General features: G+C 61.6%; 19 protein-coding genes. 12 read left to right on the top strand and 7 right to left on the bottom strand.

Features of this window, described 5'->3' with window-relative positions; genetic code table 11:
- Positions 1 to 30 precede the first annotated feature (30 nt).
- Positions 31 to 1,794, bottom strand: a complete 1,764-nt coding sequence (polX, locus tag Q7P63_11740) for a DNA polymerase/3'-5' exonuclease PolX (protein ID MDP0500757.1) — start codon at positions 1,792 to 1,794, stop codon at positions 31 to 33.
- A 42-nt stretch (positions 1,795 to 1,836) separates the two neighbouring features.
- Positions 1,837 to 3,537 (bottom strand): hypothetical protein, encoded by a 1,701-nt coding sequence (locus Q7P63_11735; protein MDP0500756.1) that lies wholly within the window; start codon positions 3,535 to 3,537, stop codon positions 1,837 to 1,839.
- A 136-nt stretch (positions 3,538 to 3,673) separates the two neighbouring features.
- Between Q7P63_11735 and Q7P63_11730 the strand changes: the two genes are divergently transcribed.
- Positions 3,674 to 4,018 (top strand): metalloregulator ArsR/SmtB family transcription factor, encoded by a 345-nt coding sequence (locus Q7P63_11730; protein MDP0500755.1) that lies wholly within the window; start codon positions 3,674 to 3,676, stop codon positions 4,016 to 4,018.
- A 40-nt stretch (positions 4,019 to 4,058) separates the two neighbouring features.
- Positions 4,059 to 6,539, top strand: a complete 2,481-nt coding sequence (locus Q7P63_11725; GenBank protein ID MDP0500754.1) for an FAD-dependent oxidoreductase — start codon at positions 4,059 to 4,061, stop codon at positions 6,537 to 6,539.
- A gap of 12 nt (positions 6,540 to 6,551) precedes the next feature.
- Here the strand turns inward: Q7P63_11725 and Q7P63_11720 are convergent, their stop codons facing one another.
- The 5 genes from Q7P63_11720 to Q7P63_11700 all read right to left on the bottom strand — a co-directional run bounded on the left by Q7P63_11720 (position 6,552) and on the right by Q7P63_11700 (position 10,205).
- Complete coding sequence (locus tag Q7P63_11720) at positions 6,552 to 7,565, bottom strand: exostosin family protein (GenBank protein MDP0500753.1); 1,014 nt, start codon at positions 7,563 to 7,565, stop codon at positions 6,552 to 6,554.
- Complete coding sequence (locus tag Q7P63_11715; protein MDP0500752.1) at positions 7,562 to 8,080, bottom strand: NUDIX domain-containing protein; 519 nt, start codon at positions 8,078 to 8,080, stop codon at positions 7,562 to 7,564. Before Q7P63_11715 ends, Q7P63_11720 begins: the two co-directional genes overlap by 4 nt.
- 41 nt (positions 8,081 to 8,121) lie before the next feature.
- Positions 8,122 to 8,835, bottom strand: a complete 714-nt coding sequence (locus tag Q7P63_11710) for a hypothetical protein (GenBank protein MDP0500751.1) — start codon at positions 8,833 to 8,835, stop codon at positions 8,122 to 8,124.
- 66 nt (positions 8,836 to 8,901) lie between these two features.
- Positions 8,902 to 9,492 carry a glycine zipper domain-containing protein gene (locus tag Q7P63_11705; GenBank protein ID MDP0500750.1) on the bottom strand — a complete coding sequence of 197 codons (591 nt, stop codon included), beginning with the start codon at positions 9,490 to 9,492 and terminating at the stop codon, positions 8,902 to 8,904.
- Positions 9,493 to 9,650: 158 nt separating this feature from the next.
- A complete protein-coding gene (locus tag Q7P63_11700; protein ID MDP0500749.1) occupies positions 9,651 to 10,205 on the bottom strand; it encodes an NADPH-dependent FMN reductase in 555 nt (184 codons plus the stop codon).
- Between the two features lie 510 nt (positions 10,206 to 10,715).
- Here Q7P63_11700 and Q7P63_11695 point away from each other — a divergent pair.
- The 10 genes from Q7P63_11695 (at position 10,716) to Q7P63_11650 (ending at position 20,351) form a co-directional block, all read left to right on the top strand.
- Positions 10,716 to 10,886, top strand: coding sequence for a hypothetical protein (locus Q7P63_11695; protein ID MDP0500748.1), 171 nt, complete (start codon positions 10,716 to 10,718; stop codon positions 10,884 to 10,886).
- Between the two features lie 53 nt (positions 10,887 to 10,939).
- Positions 10,940 to 13,306, top strand: a complete 2,367-nt coding sequence (ccoN, locus tag Q7P63_11690; GenBank protein ID MDP0500747.1) for a cytochrome-c oxidase, cbb3-type subunit I — start codon at positions 10,940 to 10,942, stop codon at positions 13,304 to 13,306.
- Between the two features lie 162 nt (positions 13,307 to 13,468).
- Entirely contained in the window at positions 13,469 to 13,651 is a 183-nt protein-coding gene (locus Q7P63_11685) for a hypothetical protein (protein ID MDP0500746.1), read from the top strand.
- A gap of 24 nt (positions 13,652 to 13,675) precedes the next feature.
- The gene (locus Q7P63_11680) at positions 13,676 to 14,263 is read left to right on the top strand and encodes a cbb3-type cytochrome c oxidase N-terminal domain-containing protein (protein ID MDP0500745.1); all 588 of its coding nucleotides are present in this window, start codon (positions 13,676 to 13,678) and stop codon (positions 14,261 to 14,263) included.
- Between the two features lie 86 nt (positions 14,264 to 14,349).
- Positions 14,350 to 15,753: a cytochrome c oxidase accessory protein CcoG gene (ccoG, locus tag Q7P63_11675; protein MDP0500744.1), complete on the top strand. Its 1,404-nt coding sequence runs from the start codon at positions 14,350 to 14,352 to the stop codon at positions 15,751 to 15,753.
- Between the two features lie 59 nt (positions 15,754 to 15,812).
- Positions 15,813 to 16,502: a DUF4336 domain-containing protein gene (locus Q7P63_11670; protein MDP0500743.1), complete on the top strand. Its 690-nt coding sequence runs from the start codon at positions 15,813 to 15,815 to the stop codon at positions 16,500 to 16,502.
- Between the two features lie 232 nt (positions 16,503 to 16,734).
- Positions 16,735 to 17,793, top strand: a complete 1,059-nt coding sequence (locus Q7P63_11665) for a tyrosine-type recombinase/integrase (GenBank protein ID MDP0500742.1) — start codon at positions 16,735 to 16,737, stop codon at positions 17,791 to 17,793.
- Complete coding sequence (locus Q7P63_11660) at positions 17,790 to 18,617, top strand: hypothetical protein (GenBank protein MDP0500741.1); 828 nt, start codon at positions 17,790 to 17,792, stop codon at positions 18,615 to 18,617. Before Q7P63_11665 ends, Q7P63_11660 begins: the two co-directional genes overlap by 4 nt.
- A gap of 61 nt (positions 18,618 to 18,678) precedes the next feature.
- The gene (locus Q7P63_11655; GenBank protein MDP0500740.1) at positions 18,679 to 18,972 is read left to right on the top strand and encodes a hypothetical protein; all 294 of its coding nucleotides are present in this window, start codon (positions 18,679 to 18,681) and stop codon (positions 18,970 to 18,972) included.
- Entirely contained in the window at positions 18,969 to 20,351 is a 1,383-nt protein-coding gene (locus Q7P63_11650; GenBank protein MDP0500739.1) for a DUF3987 domain-containing protein, read from the top strand. Before Q7P63_11655 ends, Q7P63_11650 begins: the two co-directional genes overlap by 4 nt.
- The last annotated feature ends 13 nt before the right edge of the window (positions 20,352 to 20,364 follow it).

Here is a 20,364-nt window from a genome sequence, read left to right as displayed (position 1 = left end):
AACCCAAGTGAGAAATCGCTCAGCCAGCCGCTATTTTCGCTCCAGCCAGGCAAGGATTTCGGGCAGCTCCCAGGTGTTGACCACCGTTTCAGGGCGCAACCAGCCCTTGCGGCCCACACGCACACCGTCCACCACGTGAGCGAGGCCATCGGTGCTGTGGGCATCGGGGTTGATCGTGCAGCGCACGCCCTTTTCCTGAGCCAGCCGCCACCAGCGCCAGTCCATATCCAGCCGCCAGGGGTTAGCGTTCAGCTCGATCGCGACGCCTTCGGCCGCCGCTGCTTCGATGATCTTCAGGTGATCGACCTGCGAGGGTTCGCGGCGCAGCAACAAGCGGCCCGTCATGTGGCCGAGGATCTTGCGAACCTTCAGCGGGTGGCGAATAGCCTTGAGCACGCGCGCGGTGTAGATCGACTCCTCCTGATTCATCGACTGGTGGACCGACATGACGATGTAGTCGAGCTGGTTGAGCACCTCATCCGGGAAGTCGAGCGAGCCATCGGTCAGGATATCGACCTCCGACCCGGCCAGCACGCGGGTGCGAAAGCGCCCGGAGGCGTTCAGCTCGCGGATGGCCTCGACCTGTGCGAGCAGGCGGTCGGCCTCCAGCCCGCGCGCCTGCCAGCTGCTTTTGGAGTGATCGGCAATGCCGAGGAAATCCCACCCCAGCTCTTCCGCCGCCGCCGTCATTTCCTCCAGCGTCGCGCGACCATCGGAGGCGGTGGTGTGGTTGTGAAACGCGCCTTTGAGGTCTTGCGGCTCGATCAGCCGGGGCAGGTCACCCCGCTCGGCCGCCTCGATCTCTCCCCTGCCCTCGCGCAGCTCCGGCGGGATGAAGGCCAGGTCGAGCGCGGCAAACAACTCCGCCTCCGTCGTGGCTTTGACGCCCGATTTGCGGTCGCGCGGGGCCAGTTGCTGCGCCTGCTCGACCTCGTCGACCGGGAACAAGCCCCATTCGCCCAAAGTCAGCCCACGAGCAAGCGCGCGCTGGCGCATGGCCACGTTGTGGTCTTTGGAGCCGGTAAAGTGGTGCAGCGCAAAGGGGAACTGATGCGGGGGCACCACGCGCAAGTCGGCCTGCAGGCCGGTCGCGAAGCGCACGCTGGTCTTGGTCTCGCCCTGCGCGGTCACCTCCGCCACATCAGGGTGCCCTGCCAGCCATTGCATGATCGGCCCCGGCGTGTCGCTCGCCGCGATGAAGTCGAGGTCGCCCACCGTTTCCATGCGCCGACGGAAGCTGCCCGCCACCTCCGCACGCTCCACCTCCGGCCGCGCGCGCAGTTGCTCCAACAAGGGCAGCGCAATCGCCGCTGCCGCCTCCCAGAGGTGACGCTGGTTGTATTTTTCGCGCATCTCGATGGCCTTGAGCAGCTTTTGCGCAGTCTTGTCGCCCATGCCGGGCAAGGCCGCCAGCCGCCCGTCTTCGCAGGCCACGGTCAGCTCTTCGATGCTGGCGATGCCGAGCACCTCGTGGACCTTGCGTGCCTTCTTGGGCCCAAATCCGGGGATCTCCAGCATCAGAAGCAGGCCGTTGGGCGTCTCCGCGCGCAAGCGGTCGTAGAGATCAAGCTGCCCCGTGCGGTAGAGCGCGGTGATCTTGTCGACCAACGCCTTGCCGATACCCTTGACCTCCCCCAGCTTGCCCTCGTCGATCAGCTTACAGAGGTCTTGCTCCAGGCTTTCGAGCGCCCGCGCCCCGTTTTGGTAAGCGCGGACCTTGAACGGGTTCTCCCCCTTCAACTCCAGCAGCTGGCCGATCTCCTCCAGCACTTCGGCGATCCCACGTGCATCCATGCCCCGCACTTTACACGCTTCGCCCCCGAAGGAAAGCGCGCTTTACTCCGCCAGCCGGATCTGGACGGTGAAGAAGTGAGCGTCGTCTCGTGGCCAATCACTAATAGCGGCATCCCACAAGACCGTGGATAGATCGTCCGTTTCCGTCGTCGTGACTTCACTCAAAAGGAACCAGCCTGCGGAGCTGCTCCACTTCCACAAGCTGTAAGTCCGCCCGACGGCGAGGTTTTCCAGCCTTATTGATGCATCATAATTCGGGCTCACAAGTTCAATGATGAGCCTGGAGTCGGGATCTTTGGGATCACGCAAGGCCAAAAACTCGTAGAGATCGCTCTGCCCATCGCCGTCGAAATCCGAGGCGGCATCTGCAACATCAAGGCTATTCCAATTGACCAGCTCCCAATCGTCGGCGATGCCATCCTGATCGATATCCAGGCGGCTGTAGAGCGGCTTCTGATCTTCTATATAGGTCTCGACACCCCGTTCTTCAAGCGCCTTGACAGCACTATCGGCGCTACTTCCCTCATACAAAAGCAGGCGATTCTCGCGCAGATTTACCGACTTGAGCTGCAGCAAGTTCGCGAGCGGCAAGATGCTGTCGATACGGTTTCTGTTCAACCTGAGTTGCTCAAACAGGGGAAGCGAATCCAACGGCTTGAGATCTGAAACCCGATTGTCGGACAAATCCAGAGACTCCAGTTGCGAGAGGCTGGAGAGAAATGAGATTTCAGATACCCCGGCATTGGCCAAGCGCAGCATTTTCAAAGATCCCAAGTTTCGAAGGGGTAAAGGATCGAGAGAGGTCGAGAGACCACCGGGCCCCCGGATAAACAATCTTTCCAAATATTCCAACTCGCCTAAAGGGGTCAAATCGACAGCGGAGCCGACCGCCACACGCAATTCAACCAAACGAGGGAGGTCCTTAACAAACTCAAGACTAGACAGAGTCTGAAGCTGAATCTTCAAAACTTCAAGCTGCGGCATTTGAGCGAGAAATCCCAGATCTTGGAAATAATCGAGGTCAAGCAACAATCCAGTAACTTGAGAGAATGATGCGAGCACGCTCAGGTCGCTAGTTGCACGCCCAAAAAGTCCGACATAGCGAAGGGTAGAGATATCCTTCAGCGGCGAAAGATTTGCAGGATTCGATAAGTCGAGCGAGAGGGATTCCAACATAGGCAGTGACTTCAGCGCAGAAATATCTCCGATCGAGGCCGCAAAAATGTTCAGTGTCGTGAGCGTGTCTATCGAAGCCAATGAGCCAAGATTCAAGCCCCGCACATACTGAAGATCGAGTATTTCGATCAAAGTATGGCCTTCAAGTGGACCAAAATCCGGAAGCGTCATTCCATTAAACCGCAATTTGCGCAGGGATGATAGACCGCGCAGCGGGGAAATATCTGTTACTGGAACATTCTGGAGCCCTATTGCGTACAGTTTAGGCAAGGCAGCTAGCGGGGACAAATCCGTCACTTGACACCCATTCAGCGTGACGGACTCCATATTCACCGCTGCCTGCAGCCCTTCCAGGCTCTCAATCGCCGGGTCGCTGATGGTGATCCCGATAAATTCCTCCATCTGCTCCTGCGTAATCGCCTCCCCCGCCGCCAGCCCAAGGCGCTCGCGCACAAGCGCGGCCAGATCGGGGTCGGCGAAGGTGACTTCCTGGGCGCGCAGCGAGGCGGGCACCAGCAGGAGCGTGAAGAGGCAGGAAAGTAGGCGAATCAGGGCAGGTCTACGCATGAGGGTGTTACTTTACGGAATAACGCGCAGGTGGAGCGGGAATGGTCAAGCCCTTAGCCGTTACGCCTTTCAGAAATCACCCGACCAGACAACTAGGTCTTGACATACTAAATCGTATATCTACGATGCACGATAGATGACGCGAACCAAGGCCAACCTGTTCGATGCCGAGACGACGGCGATGGCGGATTTTGCGCGGGCGATGAGTCACCCGGCGCGGATTGCCATTCTCCGGCGCTTGATGGAGCTGGGCCCGCAGACGGCGGGGCAGCTCGTGGAGGCGCTGCCGTTGGCCCAGGCTACCGTGTCGCAGCACCTCAAGGCCTTGCGCGAGGCAGAGCTGGTCACAGCGACCGAAGAGGGGCCGCGCGTCACCTATCGCCTGCAAGGGGCGCGCATCCGACACTTTTGCCACGCCTTTCAACAGGCGCTGGGCACGGCAGGCGTCCCGACGGAGGCCATGCTGGCCTGCCACGTTTAATCTTTCTGTATCCTATCCAACACCTGAGCGACTACCGACCATGAGCGACCTAACCCAACATCACGCTAACCTTGGAAACACTAAGACAGACCGTTCTACCTGCATTATCATCATTGGAGCGGTGGCGGGCGGGGCCAGTGCCGCCGCGCGCGCCCGCCGCTTGTCGGAACGGGCGGAGATCACCCTGATTGAGCGGGGGCCGGATGTCTCGTTTGCCAACTGCGGCCTGCCCTACTACATCGGCGGCGAGATTCAGGACCGCAGCCGTCTGGCCGTCCAGACCCCGCAATCGCTGAACGAGTTGCTGAACGTGGACGTGCAGACGCGCACGGAGGCGGTGTCGATCGACCGCAGCGCGAAAACGGTGCGGGTGCGCAGCCTCGAAAGCGGCACTGAGCGCGAGCTGCCCTACGACAAGCTGCTGCTCTCCCCCGGCGCGAGCCCGATCCGACCGCCGCTGCCGGGCATCGACCATCCGCGGATCTATACACTGCGCAACCTCGTCGACATGGACCGGATCAAGACGGCGGCCGAGCGGGCAGAGGCGGTGACGGTGATCGGCGCGGGCTTCATCGGGCTGGAAGTGGCCGAGCAGCTCGTGCACCTCGGCAAGAAAGTCTACATTGTGGAACTGCAGCCGCAGGTGCTCGCCCAGATAGACCGCGAGATGGTGCGCCCGCTGGAAAGCGAGCTGACCCAAAACGGCGTCGAGCTGGTACTGGGCGACGGGATCAAGGGCTTTGCCGAGGCGGGCGACCGCGTGAAGGCGCAGCTCAACTCGGGCCGCGAAATCGAGAGCGACCTCGTCCTGCTCTCCATCGGGGTGCGCCCGGAGAGCCAGTTGGCCAAGGCGGCGGGGCTGGAGCTGGGGCCGCGCGGTCACATCGTGGTGAATGAATTTCAACAGACCTCCGACCCCGACATCTACGCGGTGGGCGATGTGGTCGAGACGCTGGAACCGATCCTCGGCCAGCGCACGGCCATTCCGCTCGGCGGTCCGGCTAATCGGCAGGGCCGCACGGCAGCCGACCATATCTTGCGCCCGGCGCAGGCACAGCCCTACCCCGGCTCGATCGGCACGGCCATCGTGCGCGTGTTCGACCTCGCCGCGGGTGTCACTGGCTATACGGAAGCACGCCTGAAGCAGCAGAAGGTCGACTACCGCACGGTGACGGTCACGGACTACGCCCACGCCAGCTATTACCCCGGCGCGCAACACCTGACGCTTAAGATCGTTTGGGAGCCGAAGAGTGGACGGCTGCTCGGCGGGCAGGCCGTCGGCGCGGAGGGGGTGGACAAGCGTCTCGACGTGCTCGCCACCGCCATCCGCGCACGCCTCACCATAGACGACCTTTGCCACCTCGAGCTGTCCTACGCGCCGCCCTTCGGCTCGGCCAAGGACGTGCTCAACATTGCGGGCTTTGCCGCCACCAACCTCCGCGACGGCCTGAGCAAGCCCATCGACCTCCAGCACCTCGATGGCGCACAACTGGTCGACGTGCGCCCGGCAACCTTGGCCGAGCTGAGCCCCATCCCCAATGCGGTCAACATCCCCATCGGGCAGCTCCGCTCGCGGCTGGGTGAATTGGACCGCAGCCACCCGGTGGCCACGATCTGCAACCTGGGCAAGACGAGCTATTTTGCCTCCCGCATCCTGGCCGAAAATGGCTTCGATGCCTACAGTGTGGTCGGCGGGGCCAAAGTCCACCTGCCCAAGGATGCCGCCAAGCCCCAACCAGCCACGCCCGTCAAAGCGAATCCGGCGGCTCACGCTGCCAGCCGCGACGACGAGCCGACCCAGCGCCTCGACGCCAGCGGTCTGGCCTGCCCGGGCCCGATCATGCGGGTGAAGGAGGCGGTCGACGGCCTGCAACCCGGCCAGGTGCTGGAGGTGACGGTGACGGACAACGGCTTCCTGCAGGACTTCCCGGCGTTCTGCCGCAGCCAAGGGCATGAGCTGCTTTTTGTGGAAAAGCGTGACCGCCAGGTGGTAGGCCGCTTGCGCAAGGCGGGGCCATCGGCTCCAGTTGCCGGGAGCCCAGCCAAGCGCAATGGCACGACGCTGGTCGTCTTTTCGCAAGACCTCGACAAGGCGCTGGCCTCGCTCGTGATCGCCAACGGCGCGCTCGCGATGGGCAAGGAGGTGACGCTGTTCTTCACCTTCTGGGGGCTCAACGTGCTGCGCAAGGAGCAGATGCCGGCCATCACAGGCAAGAGCTTCATGGACAAGATGTTTGGCTGGATGATGCCGCGCGGGGTCAACCGCCTACCGCTCTCCAATATGCATATGGGCGGCCTCGGCACCGCGCTGATGAAGCACCGTATGGCGGCGAAAAACCTGCCCAACCTGCCGGGGCTGCTCGGCTCGGCCAAGCTGGCCGGTGCGCGCCTCGTCGCTTGCTCCATGTCGATGGAAGCCATGGGCATCCGCGAGGAGGAGCTGATCGACGGAGTCGAAATCGGCGGCGTGGCGGACTTCCTCGCGGCAACTGAAGACAGCAGCGCCACGCTCTTTGTCTAGGAAAAGGTGCCCTCAGTCGTTCGGACGGTTGAGGGCATAAGGCATCGGCAGACCGCTCCGGCGCCAAGCCTTCAGGGCGACGTCTCGAGCTTGAGCGCGCGCCTGCCAGCGCAGGGCCTGCAGGCGGTGTCGCGCTGGCCAGGTCCAAGCCGTAAGAGGGGTCTGCCGAGCGGCATCGAGGCCGATCTCGAGCAAGGCGGCAACGAGAGTCTCGCCCGCACGGTCCAGTGAAAGCCAGCGTTCCCACTGCGTGCGGGCGATGCGGCCCATCTCGGGTGCCTGCGGGTCGTAGTCGGCCAATATCTCCGGCAGGTGCGCGAAGTGGCGCTCGGGCACACGGACGGCGAAGCGCCTCCATTCAACGAAGGGCGGCGGCACCCAGGCATCACTCAGGATCACCGGCACGCGCCCGGCTCGCATGGTTTCAAAAAGGCGGATCGAGCTGGGGCAGGCTCCACGCGGGCAGAGCACGAAGCGGGAACGGGCCAACTGGTCGAGATACCACGCCCGGCGGTCGCCATGGCCGCTTTGCGCGGGGTCCCAAAAGTGAAAGGCGGAGGTGTTGACGATCCGCACGTCGGACCGGCGGAAATTGTGCCGCAAGAGGCGCTTGCGGATCCACGAAGTCGAGCCGCCCGCGAAGGTAAACCACAAGTCGCGCTCGCGGGGATCGACCGCCACGGCATCGAGGGCATCATCCGGTGCGCTGGCCTCCAGATACCAACCACCGCGTCGCGTGTCGTCGGCCCGTCCACTGAGGCCGGTGTAAAGGCCGGGCAGAAACGCAAGCGGACGGTCTTGCTGCGAAAAGGCAAAGGAACGATCCAGATGCGCGCGAAAGTCCTCCCGCTGCAAGGCGTCGAGCGGCTGCGCATAGTCCGGCCAGTCGGTCCAGATGATGAGGTCCGCCTCCTCCAGGCGGTCGACATAGCGGTACAGCCCGCCTTGCCCCCGCCGCAGCAAGGGCTCCAGACGCTGCGCCTCCGCCAGATGCGCCGTCAGCAGCGGACGAAGGGCGACGTTCATACGCCCGGAGTCGCGGCCTGTCGCCATTGCTGCCAGATGAGGACGAACGACGGGGCGTGGTCGTCTGGGCGCTCGGCGATCCACCCGTCTACATGCTCCGGGGCAAACCAGCCGCCGCCTTCGATCTCGCTCGCCTGCAGGTGGAAGGGCCCTTCGTGCCGGGTACGGTAGACCCACACGAATTCGTTGCCGGTCTCCCGGCAGGCCCGAATGTAGAAGAGGGGCTCGAAGGCCTCCGGCGGGGCCGTTACGCCCAGCTCTTCCTCCAGCTCGCGTTGGGCCGTGAGGTCGTAACCGTCCCCAGAGGCGACGTGGCCGGCCGCCGAGCTGTCCCAGCGAGAGGGGAAGGTATCTTTGGTGCGCGCGCGCTGCTGGAGAAAGATCTGCCCTTGTGCGTTGAACACGAGCACGTGCACCGCGCGATGCAAAAGACCCCGCGCATGGACGTCCTTGCGCGGGGCCTGATAAATCACTTCGTCCTGTTCGTCGACAACGTCGAAGATCTCCTCGGCCATGCCTGCCAACTTGAGCGGCGGGCGACCGGGCAGCAAGGCTGTTAAAGGCCCTGGCGCACGTAGCGGAGCATTTCGCTGTCTTCCTTCAGCACGAGGCGCTGCTCGCCGTTGGTCTCCTGGCCGATGTAGTTCATCGCCGCAGCGGCGAGCACGGGCGTATAGGCCCGCAGGTCTCCGCTCTGGTCGGTTGAGCGCGCCGTCACGTTCCAGAGTTCTTCGCCCGGCTTGCCATCGGCGTTGCGCGCACGGGCACTGAGGGTGAGGGACTTCTGGTAGAGGCTGACGGTGCGGTCGTAACGCTGGTGGACCACATCGGTGTAATACGGGCCGGGTGCCCAGCTGTAGCCCACTACGTTGCCCTTCTTGTTGACGATGGCGACGCGGGTGTAGCTGGGGCGGCTGTAGTAAACGGGCTCGTAGGAGGTTTCGGACGAGCGGATCGGCCCCTTCAGCTCCGTATCGAAGGTGACGATAACGTCGGCTTCGGAGGGGCTGGTGGTGTAGATGTAGCCGGCTCCGGCCAGCGCGGCCTCAAGGTATTGCGCCGTCTCGGTAAAGCGGAGATCGCCGGGCTGGACCTTCGGGTCACTGCTTTCGAGGGTGTAATACTGGAGATTGCCCGCCTCGGCGCTTGGCTGCAGCGCATCGGGGCGAGACATGGAGTCGACGGAAACGTAATAAGCGGTCGTGCAACCGGTGAGGGCCAAACCGAGCAGGCCGACCAGGATGACTCCGATGCGGGTAAACAAGCTCATAGGGTAGAAAAGTAAGGGGACCGTGTGGCCCCCTGCTGGTTAAAAGTGGTGAAGTTGGAAAACGGCTCAACTACCGGTGGTCGACGTGGTCGACCGGCCATTGAGCTCGGCTTCGATTTCGGCCGCCTTGCGCTGGGCTTCCTCCTGGCGTTTGCGGGCTTCTTCCAGGCTGCGCTGGCGCGCGATGGCGGCGGCGCGCTCGGCTTCGAGCTGCTTCACGCGGGCTTCGGCCTCGCGGGCAGCCTGCTCGGCCTCGAACACCTCACGATCGGTCACCTTCTGGCCTTGGACGATGGTCATCTGGCGCTCGTATTCGCGCTGTTGGGCTTCCTTTTCCTTCTGCAGGCGAGCCATCTCGATGTTAAATTCGCGCTGGCGGGCCATTTCTTCGGCCTGCGCCTTGTTCTTGGCGTCTTGCGACTGGCCGACGGCGCCACCGAACAGGGCACCGATACCGGCACCGATGGCCGCCCCGGAGGCACTGTTGCCCGAGCCGGAGTTGTTGCCGATGATGCCGCCGATCAGAGCACCGCTGGCCGCACCAATCCCCGCCCCGCGTGTGGTGTTGGGGTTGTTGTTGGCGCTGGAGCAGCCTCCGAGGAGGAGGGCGATCAAGGCGAGCGGCAGGATCCTGCGAGTGCAAAGAGTGATCTTCATGGTCTGTTCTCCGATCAAGGGGTGGTGCGAGCGAAGGAGGACGGTTGATTGGTAAATAAGCTAATGTCCTCCCTCAATGAACGCAACCTACACCTCCAATTCAACCCCGCACTGGGCAAAGGGTTTCAGGAGGGATAAACGGCCTTCAGGGCAGGCTTTTAAGAGGCGTCCGTCACGGCGTGCACGCGCTGGGCGAAGCCGATGAAGCCCTCCACCTGCCGTTGCAGGCGCGCGCGCAGGTCTTCCTCTACCGGCACCCCGTCTTCCAGAGCCTGATAAGCGGCCGGGATGAAGACGCGGCGGTTGTAGGCATAACCGTTACGGTAGGCCATTACCTGCTGCAGGTGCTCGATGGGCCGGGTGGCACCCGAGGCGCCGGCGGAGAGCCCCACAAAGGCCGCCGGGCGATTTTCGTAAAAGTCGGGATAAGGCAAGTGGTCGATCAGCAGCTTCAGCGCGCCCGGAAAGCTGCCGTTGTATTCCGGCACGACCCAGTGCGTCCCCTTCGACTCCAGCAACGGCTCGCTGAACCGTTCGACAAAGCTGGCCGGCTTCTGGCGGTAGGAGTCGGGCGAAAGCAGCTCCAGCGGCAGTTCGGCCAGGTCGAGCAGCACGACTTCCTGCCCCAACGCACGGTAGAGCCCGGCGAGAAACGTCGCCAGCTTCAAGGTAGTGCTCCCGGCCCGGTTGGTGCCTGCAACAATCGAAATCATGCCCTCCACGATGCGAACCTCCGCGCCCCATGGCAAGCACCGGGGCAGTGAACCGTCCAGCAATCGCCCGTCCAACCGCTACCCATCATCCAGATCGGGGCAGCAGCCCCGCACTTGTAGGATGAGTGCCGGTGCGGCGGAAGTGCCCGCGGCGTAAGCCGCCCGCATATTTTCTGAAGACGTTTGGAGGGTATGAAATGTAAAAATTGCGGTTTTTACTTTGGAGGATGCCAAGGGTGACGAATCAGAAGAAGGGCAAACGCGCGAAGATCGTGCCCCGAACGGGGTGACGCGGATGGCACGCAGAGATTCAGGACCAACACATTAAGGTTACGAAGAGGGCATGGCCATATTCCCCCGCCTTTTAAGCCTATTAATTTATCTAATATGCGAAAAGGTTTTCGCGGTTCACAGTTAGCCCTACACATGCGCTAATCCGGTTCATAAGTCATTTTACCGCAGTTTTTTAATTTGACCGGCTAAACATTAACGATTCTTATGACGATCAAGATGGAGGTCATATCCCTGACAGTCCTTTGCAGTGTGCTGCTGGCCGTCCTCTTCGGGTTCCTGTTCTGGCATGAGCGCAAGCATCGCGGTTTCGGCAGTGCCGAGCGCGAGTCGTTGCGCCCGCTGGAGGAGGATAGCGGCCAGCGTTCTGCGCGGCAGCCCCGCTCCTAGGTCTTTTTTCCGTTTTTAGTTCCCAACCTGACTACCTGACTGCTTCGAGCGCCATGAATCACGGCAACTCACCTACAACGACGATCGAATACAACGACCGCGCGGTCCGCTATTTCATGCTGGCGGGCGTTATCTGGGGTCTTGTCGGCATGAGCGCGGGCCTCTTTGCGGCCTTCCAGCTCAACTTCCCACAGCTCAACTTCGGGCTGTCGTGGATCAGCTTCGGCCGCCTGCGCCCGCTGCATACCAACGGCGCGATTTTCGCTTTTGTGGGCAACATGATGTTTGCCGGCATTTACCACAGCACCCAGCGCCTCTGTAAGGCACGCCTCGCGAGTCGCGCGCTCACCTGGTTCCACTTCTGGGGCTGGCAGGCGGTGATCCTCGCGGCAGCCGTGACGCTGCTGGCCGGCTTTACGCAGGGCAAGGAATACGCGGAGCTGATCTGGCCCATCGACATCCTGGTGACGCTCACCTGGGTGGCCTTCGCCATCAATTTTTTCTGGACGCTGGCCAAGCGCAACGAGCCGACGCTCTACGTGGCGATCTGGTTCTACATCGCGACGATCATCACCGTGGCGCTGCTCTACGTGGTGAACAACCTGCAGCTGCCGACCAGCCTCACCCATAGCTACACGATCTACGGGGGCGTAAAAGACGCCCTGGTGCAGTGGTGGTATGGCCACAACGCCGTGGCCTTCTTCCTGACGACGCCGATCCTGGGCATCATGTATTACTACCTGCCCAAGGCCGCGAATCGCCCCGTCTACAGCTACCGGCTGTCGATCGTGCACTTCTGGGCGCTCGTATTTATCTACATCTGGGCGGGCCCCCACCACTTGCTCAACACCGCCCTGCCCCACTGGCTGCAGGCGCTGGGCATGATCTTTTCCCTCATGCTGTGGGCGCCCTCCTGGGGCGGCATGCTCAACGGCCTCCTCACCCTGCGCGGTGCGTGGAACCAGCTGCGCCGCGACCCGGTGCTGAAGTTCTTCGCCGCAGGCGTCACTTTCTACGGTATGGCCACCTTTGAGGGCCCGCTGATGTCCGTCCGCGCGGTCAACTACCTCAGCCACTATACCGACTGGACGATCGGCCACGTGCACGGCGGCACCTTGGGCTGGAACGGCCTGATGGCAGCCGGCATGTTCTACTTCCTGGCCCCGCGCCTCTGGAAGGCCAAGCTCTGGAGCCCCAGCCTCGCCAACACCCACTTCTGGTTGGCCTTCATCGGCATCCTGCTCTACGTCGGCGCGATGTGGACCAGCGGGATCACCCAGGGCCTGCACCTCAACGCGGTTTCCGACGACGGTCTTTCGCTGAAGTATCAGTTCCTCGAAACCGTACAGACGATCCGCCCGCTGATGCTCTTCCGCGCCATTGGGGGCACCTTCTACCTGCTCGGCTGGGTGCTGCTGATGGTCAACATCTTCATGACCATCCGCGGCGCGGAGCCGGTCAACGGCACGGTCGATGTGCCCGCCCACGACGTCGAAGAGACGCGCAAGCTCGAAGGCAGCATGGGCTGGCTGGGCACCATCTTCAACTGGCCCTTTATCTACAGCGTGTTCTTCATCCTGGGCCTGATGTCCTGGATCGTGGGTCAAGGCCTCGGCGACGCGGGCGACATCATCCAGATGCTCGGCATCGGCATTCTCGCCGCCACTTCGCTGACCTGTATCGTACACTTCCAGGCCACCGGCCGCCGCTGGGGCGAATGGTACGAGAAGCTGATCGGCAACTGGATCCCCTTCACCGTGCTGACGTTCCTCGCCGTGTTCATCGGCGGCGCCATCCAGATTATCCCGACGCTGGCCGTCCAGCGCGTGAAGAACCTCGAAGACCGCGTGCAGGTGCCCTACACGCCGCTTGAGTTGGCCGGCCGCGACATTTACGTCTCCGAAGGCTGCTACAACTGCCACAGCCAGATGATCCGCACCATCGTGCCGGACGTCCGCCGCTATGGCGACTACAGCCGCCTGGGCGAGTCGATCTACGACCACCCCTTCCAATGGGGCTCGAAGCGCACCGGCCCGGATCTCGCCCGCGAAGGCGGCGTGCGTGGCGACGTGTGGCACTACGACCACATGCGCAACCCCGAAGACATCAGCGCCGGCTCGATCATGCCGCCCTACCCGTGGCTGCTGGAGCAAAACGCCGACTACGCTGCCATCCCCGCCAAGCTGCGTGCCCTGCGCGTGCTCGGCGTCCCTTACCCGGAAATGAGCGACGAAGCCGTCCAGGCCGCAATTGACGAACAAGCCCAAGGCATCGTCGAAGGCCTGCAAGCCGAATACCGCTCGACGGACAAGGACAAGAAGATCGTCGCGCTGATCGCCTACCTGCAAAAGCTCGGCACCTACGAAGACATCCACGCCGCCCAGGCCCGCATCGACGCCGCCGGGACGGCCCAGGAGTAATAAAAAAGCAATTTTAACCTGAGGAAATGAACAGGAGTTAAAAAGAGTGAAAAGGAGTTCCCAACCAGACCTGAATTATCAGCCCAGGATGCAGAAAGCCCATCTTCCTGCTCTTTTTAACTCCTTTTAACTCCTGTTCAAATCTCTGCCCATCCCTCTTCCATGTTCAAACGCGTCACCTTCGAAGACTGGCAGACGATCATCACTCTGATCGCGTTTGTCCTGACGTTTGCCACGTTTATCTTTTTTACCGTGCGCGCTTTGCTGATGAAGAAGCGCGACCTCGACCACACCGCGAACCTGCCCCTAGAGGACCAGGACGGCGAAAGGGTCGACCGTTCCTGAGCTGACTACCTGCTTCGCCCACCCATGAGTTCCGCCCAACCCATCCAAGATCCCAACGAGCCGCCGAAGCGCCCGCACGTCTACGACGGCATCGAGGAGTACGACAACCGCCTGCCCAACTGGTGGTTGTGGACCTTCTACCTGGCGATCATCTTCGCCACGCTCTACTGGTTCACCTGGTACAACACCCGCACCGGAGCGACCGACGCCGCGCGGATCGACGCCGAGATCGCCAAGATCCAGGAGGCCCAACTCGCCGCCATGAGCGAGATCAACAGCGAGACGCTCTGGCAGATGAGCCAGAACACTGGTTTTGTGGCCAAGGGCGAAGAGATCTTCATGCAAAACTGCGCCAGCTGCCACAAGGCCGACCTTACGGGCGACATCGGCCTCAACCTCGTCGACCACGAGTGGAAGTGGGGCAACACCCCGATGAGCGTCTTCCAGGTCGTGAGCGAAGGCTCCCCGCAGGTGCCCAACCCGGGCATGCAAAGCTGGAAGAATCAGCTGGGCCCGCAAGGCATCAGCCAAGTGGTCGCCTTTGTGCTCAGCCACCACACGCCGGAGGAGATGGCCAGCGCCGCGACGCTGAATCCTCCCGTTGCCCAGTAAAGCCTTTCAATCGCCGCAAACGCCCGGTTCGCCCGGCGCTTGCGGTGTTGGCCTTCATCAGCTGAACCGAACGGTCTGTCCACACCATGAGCAGCACATCCCCCAAGGCACCGAACCTCAACACCGTCACCACGATCAACCGTGACGGTTCGCGCTTCATCATCCACCCCTCGGATGTCAAAGGCCGGTTTACCGCATGGCGGCGCATCGTGGCCGTGCTGCTCATCGTCGTCTACATCGCCCTGCCGTGGATCCCGATCAATGGACACCCGGCGGTCTTTCTCGACGTGGCGCGCCAGCGCTTCCACCTCTTCGGGCTCACGTTTGCCGCGCAGGACATGTGGATGCTCTTCTTCGGCATCACCGGGCTCGCCTTCCTGCTCTTTTTCGTCACGGCGCTCTTCGGGCGCGTCTGGTGCGGCTGGGCTTGCCCGCAAACGGTCTTCCTCGAACACGTCTTCCGCCGCATCGAGCGCTGGATCGAAGGCGACGCCGCCACGCGCAAGAAGCTCGACCGCGCCAGCTGGACGCCCGACAAGGCCATCAAGCGCGTCGCCAAGCACACGATCTTCGTCCTGCTCGCGGCCGTCATCGCCCACATCTTCCTCAGCTACTTCGTCTCGATCCCCGGCCTCTGGGGCATGCTGATCGACAGCCCGCTGCAGCACTGGTCGGCCTTCCTCTTCGTCGCCGCCTCCACCGCGCTCATTTACGGCAACTTTGCGTGGTTCCGCGAGCAGCTCTGCATCATTATCTGCCCCTACGGCCGCTTCCAGAGCGCGCTGATCGACAACCACACCTACAACGTCGCCTACGACTACAACCGCGGCAATCCGCCGGGCAAACCGCGCGACCCCAACGCGGGCGACTGCATCGACTGCCGCCGCTGCGTCCAGGTCTGCCCCACCGGCATCGACATCCGCCAAGGGCTGCAGCTCGAGTGCATCGGCTGCGCGGGCTGCATCGACGCCTGCGACACGGTGATGGACAAGCTCAACCGCCCGCGCGGCCTCATCCGCTACGCCACCGACGAGCAGCTGGAGGGCCGCAAGAGCAAGCTGGTCCGCGCACGCACTCTGCTCTACATGGTGTTTGGCCTTATCGGCCTCTGCGTAGCCGCCTTCTCCTTCAACAGCTATGAGCCGCTCAGCGCCAACGTCGTCCGCATGAGAGGCTCGCCCTTTTACGTCGACGGCGCAGGCGTGCGCAACCAATACCAGGTGCGCCTCGTCAACAAGAGCGAGCGCCCGATGGAAGTATGGGCCGTGGCCAGTGCAGGCGATCAAGCGCTGGAGCTGCGCGGCCTTACCGAGCGCATCCGCCTGCAGCCCATGCAGGAAGCCACCGCAACCGCCGTCGTTCTGGTGCCCCGCGACACCTACTCCGGCAATTTCCGCTTCCGCCTCGAACTGTATACGGATGAGGGGGCAACTGTAAGTCGTGAAATCGAATTCGTAGGTCCAGATCCGGCCTTGCTCGAACCGCGTTAAAAGTTAAGCAAACGTAAAGTTTCACTTGTCCAGCCAAGATTCCTGAAGCAGATTTGGGAGTGCTTTCACCTCATGTCACTCCCGGGTTACTTCGCATCGCGCCGTCACTCTGGGTCCATGAAATACCTTTTTCACTCTTCGGAGTGCAGCTGAGGCGGCGCATGGTGGTCGTCCGCCTGCCCAATGGCTCGATCCAGCTCCACAACCCCAACCCGATCTCACCCGAGCTACTGAGCGATCTCCAGCCACGCGGCCGCATCGGCTCCATCGTCACCCCCACCCTGTTTCACGACACTTACCTGGAGGACGTGCTGCGCCTCTTCAGCGAGTGCAAGCTCTACGCTTCGCCCGACTTGAAGGTGAGTCCAGACCTCACCAATGCGCGGCGCACCTTTGCTGAATGGCCCGAGAGCTGGCTGCCCGTTCTGCGCCCCATCCAGCTGCGCGGCACCACCACGCAGGAGACAGCCTTTTACCACGCCCCCACCCGCTCCCTGCTCGTCAGCGATCTGGTGATGAACTTTGGTCGCGAGGCCCCTCTGTTCACGCGGCTCTTCTTCCGTCTCAACGGCGTCAACGGCCAGCTGCGCCCCACCCGCATCTTCCGCCAGACGATTACCGACCGCGCCGCCTTCCTTGCTAGCATCGACGAGCTGCTCCAGCTCGACTTCGACCGCCTCATCCCCACCCACGGCTCCATGGTCGAAACCGGCGCCAAAGAGCGCTTCAAGCGCGAATTCAAGGTGTAGGGAAAATGGCGGAGAGAGAGGGATTCGAACCCCCGGTGACACAGAAGGCCAGACCACACCTTCACAGGCCGCTAAAATACAGCATCTTGCGCTTCCATGACATGATTGACAGTCTGCGTCATTCTTAGTTTCATTCTTAGAAATGGCCTCACTTTGGAAGCATCCGCAAAGCAAGTATTGGGTCGCCTGCTTTACCGACAGTCACGGCAAGCAGCGTAAGCGCAGCACCAAGATGACCAACCGCAAGCAGGCCGAGAAGCTGGCCCACGCATTGGAGGATGCCTATCGAAAGCGGCTCTCTGAAACCCAGATCCGCAAGCTTTTTACCGACGCCTATCAGGAGATCCACAACGACGATCTTGCTTCGACAACCATTGAGGATTTTCTGAACGGCTGGATTGCGCGCAAGAAGAACGAGATCAGCCCGAGCGCATGGCAGAAGTATCAAGTGGTGATCAAAAACTTCCTCGCCTACCTCGGAGATACCCAGCACAACGACCTGAATTTCCTGACCCCACGCAACTTTATCGGCTTTCGCGAAGCCACTATTGAGCGTCTGTCGCCAGCTTCGGCAAACCTCTACCTGAAGGTGCTTCGTGTGGCGTTCAACGACGCTTGGCGGGACAATCTGATGCTGGAGAATCCAGAGGCAAAGGTCCCGACTGCAAAACGAGTGGCTGGCGCAGGCAAAGAACGCCGTGCCTTTAACCTCAACGAGCTGAAACGCCTGCTCGCAGCCTCAACCGACGACTGGAAGGGCATGATCCTCTGCGGCCTCTACACGGGCCAGCGCCTCGGCGATATCGCGCGCCTTACCTGGACCAATATCGACTTGGCCCAGCAGCAAATCTTCTTCGTCACCAGCAAGACCGATCGGCCGGTAAACGTCCCCCTTGCACAGCCGCTGCACGACTACCTGCTTCAGCTTTCTGCCCCAGACAGGCCGGACGCCCCCGTTTTTCCGTCGGCTTCCGCAATCGTGGAGAAGACCGGTAAGACCGGGCAGCTTTCCAACCAGTTTTACGAGATCATGGTTGCAGCGAACCTTGCCCCACCCCGCAGCCACAGCAAGCGCAAGGATGCGGAGGCAACCGAAGGTCGCCGCACCAACGAGCTTTCCTTCCACTGCTTGCGGCACACGGCTACCAGCTTGCTCAAGAACGCGGGCGTTTCGGAGGCGGTGGCAATGGACATTATTGGGCACGATTCGAAGGCGATCAGCCGAACCTACACGCACATTGAGTTTGACGCCAAGAAGCGCGCTCTCGATAGCCTGCCTCACTTCTCATGAGCCAAAAGAGACGCCGTCACGAACCGGAGCCGCTGCCCGAAGTGGAATGGGATTTCAGCGCTTACCGGCACCCCGACCAGCTGATCCAGGTCTTCTACTACGAATATTGCCGATCTTCGGAGCGGATCAAAGCTGCCGTTGCGCGGATGCGGGCGGCGATGGCGGACGCCGCGCCTCGGATGGAACCCTTTCCGCAATCCGCTCCCGCATTGGAGACGGAACCCGCAAAGCCCATGCGCTGCGCATCTTACTTGGAGCTAATATGCAACTGGATGGAGTTCCCGGAAAAGCCATTCGCGTACACGCAAGAAGGGCACATCCATCTGGCAGTCTTCGGTCCTCTCGCGGTGGGCGAACCGCTAGTGGCCTATCGTGAAGAGGACGTTTCGCGTGGACTGGCCATGCGCGCACTCAAGCCCGCAACCCCCGATTGCTACACTGCGCCTTTCCTGAATACAGATCGTCACGGACTGCAAACGCTCGTGTTCCTCGGTCTCAACTGGGGCGCGACCGACAAGGAGCTGAAGGCGGAGTTTGAGAAGTTCCTGAAGCGCAACCGCCCGGAAGAGTTTAAAGGCCTGCGCAATGTGACGACGCGCGCCATGGAAAGCGAGAAGCTGCCAATCAAGGCGGAAACAGCGTTGGAATGCTTGGGCGTCTGGCGGCGAAAGCAGGCGGTCAACTCTTGGAGCGATTACATCGACCTCTACCAGCCGGAGGCAGCGAAAGACAATTTCCCGGAAAGTGACCTACTTCGGAAGCTCAAACGCCAGGCAGCCACCGCCGAAAAGAGCTTCCGCTGGCTGGAGTCTCCGCAGGGGTGACATATTTAGATATCTAAATGTGTCACTATCTGACATGGCGTCGAATCGACTTAATGGCGTCATGTTTGATAAAGCTACCAACCTGAAAGCCGCTGCCCTCACTCAGAGCGCAACGCATTCGAAGCCGGAGTTTATCCGCCTTCCTTTACCTGGAAAGCGCTGCCCCTACACGGGGCTTTCGCGATCCACCCTCAACGAGCTGACCATCGCCAGCGACACCAACGATTACAACCCGCCGGTTGACAGCAAGGTGCTGCGCAAGCGCGGTGCGACGCGCGGCATCCGCCTGATCAACTTCGACAGCTTGATCTCTTACCTGAACGAGCTGCCCGGCGACGAGGAGGTGGCAGGATGAGCGGCCACCACCCATCGCCAGAGGCAGGGGCTCCCGTGGGAAATGTGGGAAACAGCTACTTCGAAAGCATCGCCCATGAAGCCAGCGACGAGTTTCCCACAAATCCCACAGGCCTCCACTCGCTCAGCCGCGCGATCTACCCAGAAGATTCGGTTCTTCATGACTGGATGGAGTATGCGCGCAAGTATGCCGAAAGCGCAGATTGCTACCTGATTGGATGCGTGCTGCCCGTGATCGGCACCTTTCTCGGTCGGCGGGTATGGTTCAATCTGGACCGCCCGAAGTATCCCAACCTCTACGCGCTGCTCGCAGGCAAGCCGGGCGACCGGAAAACAACTGCGATCAAGATGGTTGAAGGCCTGGGGAAGCGCTTGCTCAAGCCCGCGCAATTCAGTTCCGCGATTGTCAGCCTGGAAGCGCTCTTCGACCAGTATGAGCCGGAATGTGGCGGCCATCCCGATAAGATCCTGATCGCGGATGACGCCAATTCCGTCTTGGCCAATTGGGCGGAGAGCAGTTACGGCAAGATGGTCGCCAAGAAATACCTGGAGCTCTACGATTGCAGTGAATTGCGCGAATCGTTCCGCAAAAACGGGGATGGTGCAAAGACTACGCGCATCATTCCCGTTACCTCCACCAGCATCCTCTTTGGCGCGACCTTCAATGTGTGCCGGTTCAATAAATTGGACCAGCGCGACGGGATGAGCCGGCGCTTCCTGTATTACCTATCCCAGCGTATTGGGCGCACGATCATTCACGTTCCCCAACCCGATGAAGGCGCGCTTACGCGGTTGGCGCTGCAATTCGAGGATCTGCGCAAGCTGGAGGGGCCGATGACATTGAGCGAAAAGGCGCTGCCGCTATGGGAAGAGTTTCGCGCAAAGGCCGCCCAGGAAGCGGACAATCTCGGCTTTGCGGAGAAGGACCTCGCGCTTGCCGCCGCCCTCAGCGAAATGCCCTCCCATGTGGTCAAGGTGGCCATGATCTTCCACCTATGCCGGTTTGCAAAGAAGCGCGTGCTCCTCTGGAACGAAATCAGCCTGGAAAGCCTGCAATGCGCGATTGACCATGTGCGCCTCTGCGTCGAGGCCTCCCGTTTTCTCGATACGGCCTCCCAACAAGCCCGTATCGCGGAAGAAGCAGACACCATGCACGCCAACATCCTCTGCCGCTTTCCTGATGCGACCGGCAAAGACGCAGTTGTTCTCAGCAAGACAGCATTAACCAACGCCTTCGCCAAGAACCCGGGCCGCGTCGGCGGCATCCGCCCCTCCTACCTTTACGGCACCCTCATCCCCCACTTGATCCAGCACGGCAAAGCCAAATGCTTCCGAGAAGGACGCGCCTGGCGGTATGCGTTTCGGCGGGATGAAGATTAACCCACAAATCGTT

Source organism: Verrucomicrobiota bacterium JB022 (assembly GCA_030673845.1).
Classification (GTDB): Bacteria; Verrucomicrobiota; Verrucomicrobiia; order Opitutales; family Oceanipulchritudinaceae; genus WOUP01.
Note: the sequence above shows the minus strand (reverse complement) of the source record. Positions and strands in the feature narration are given on the sequence as shown.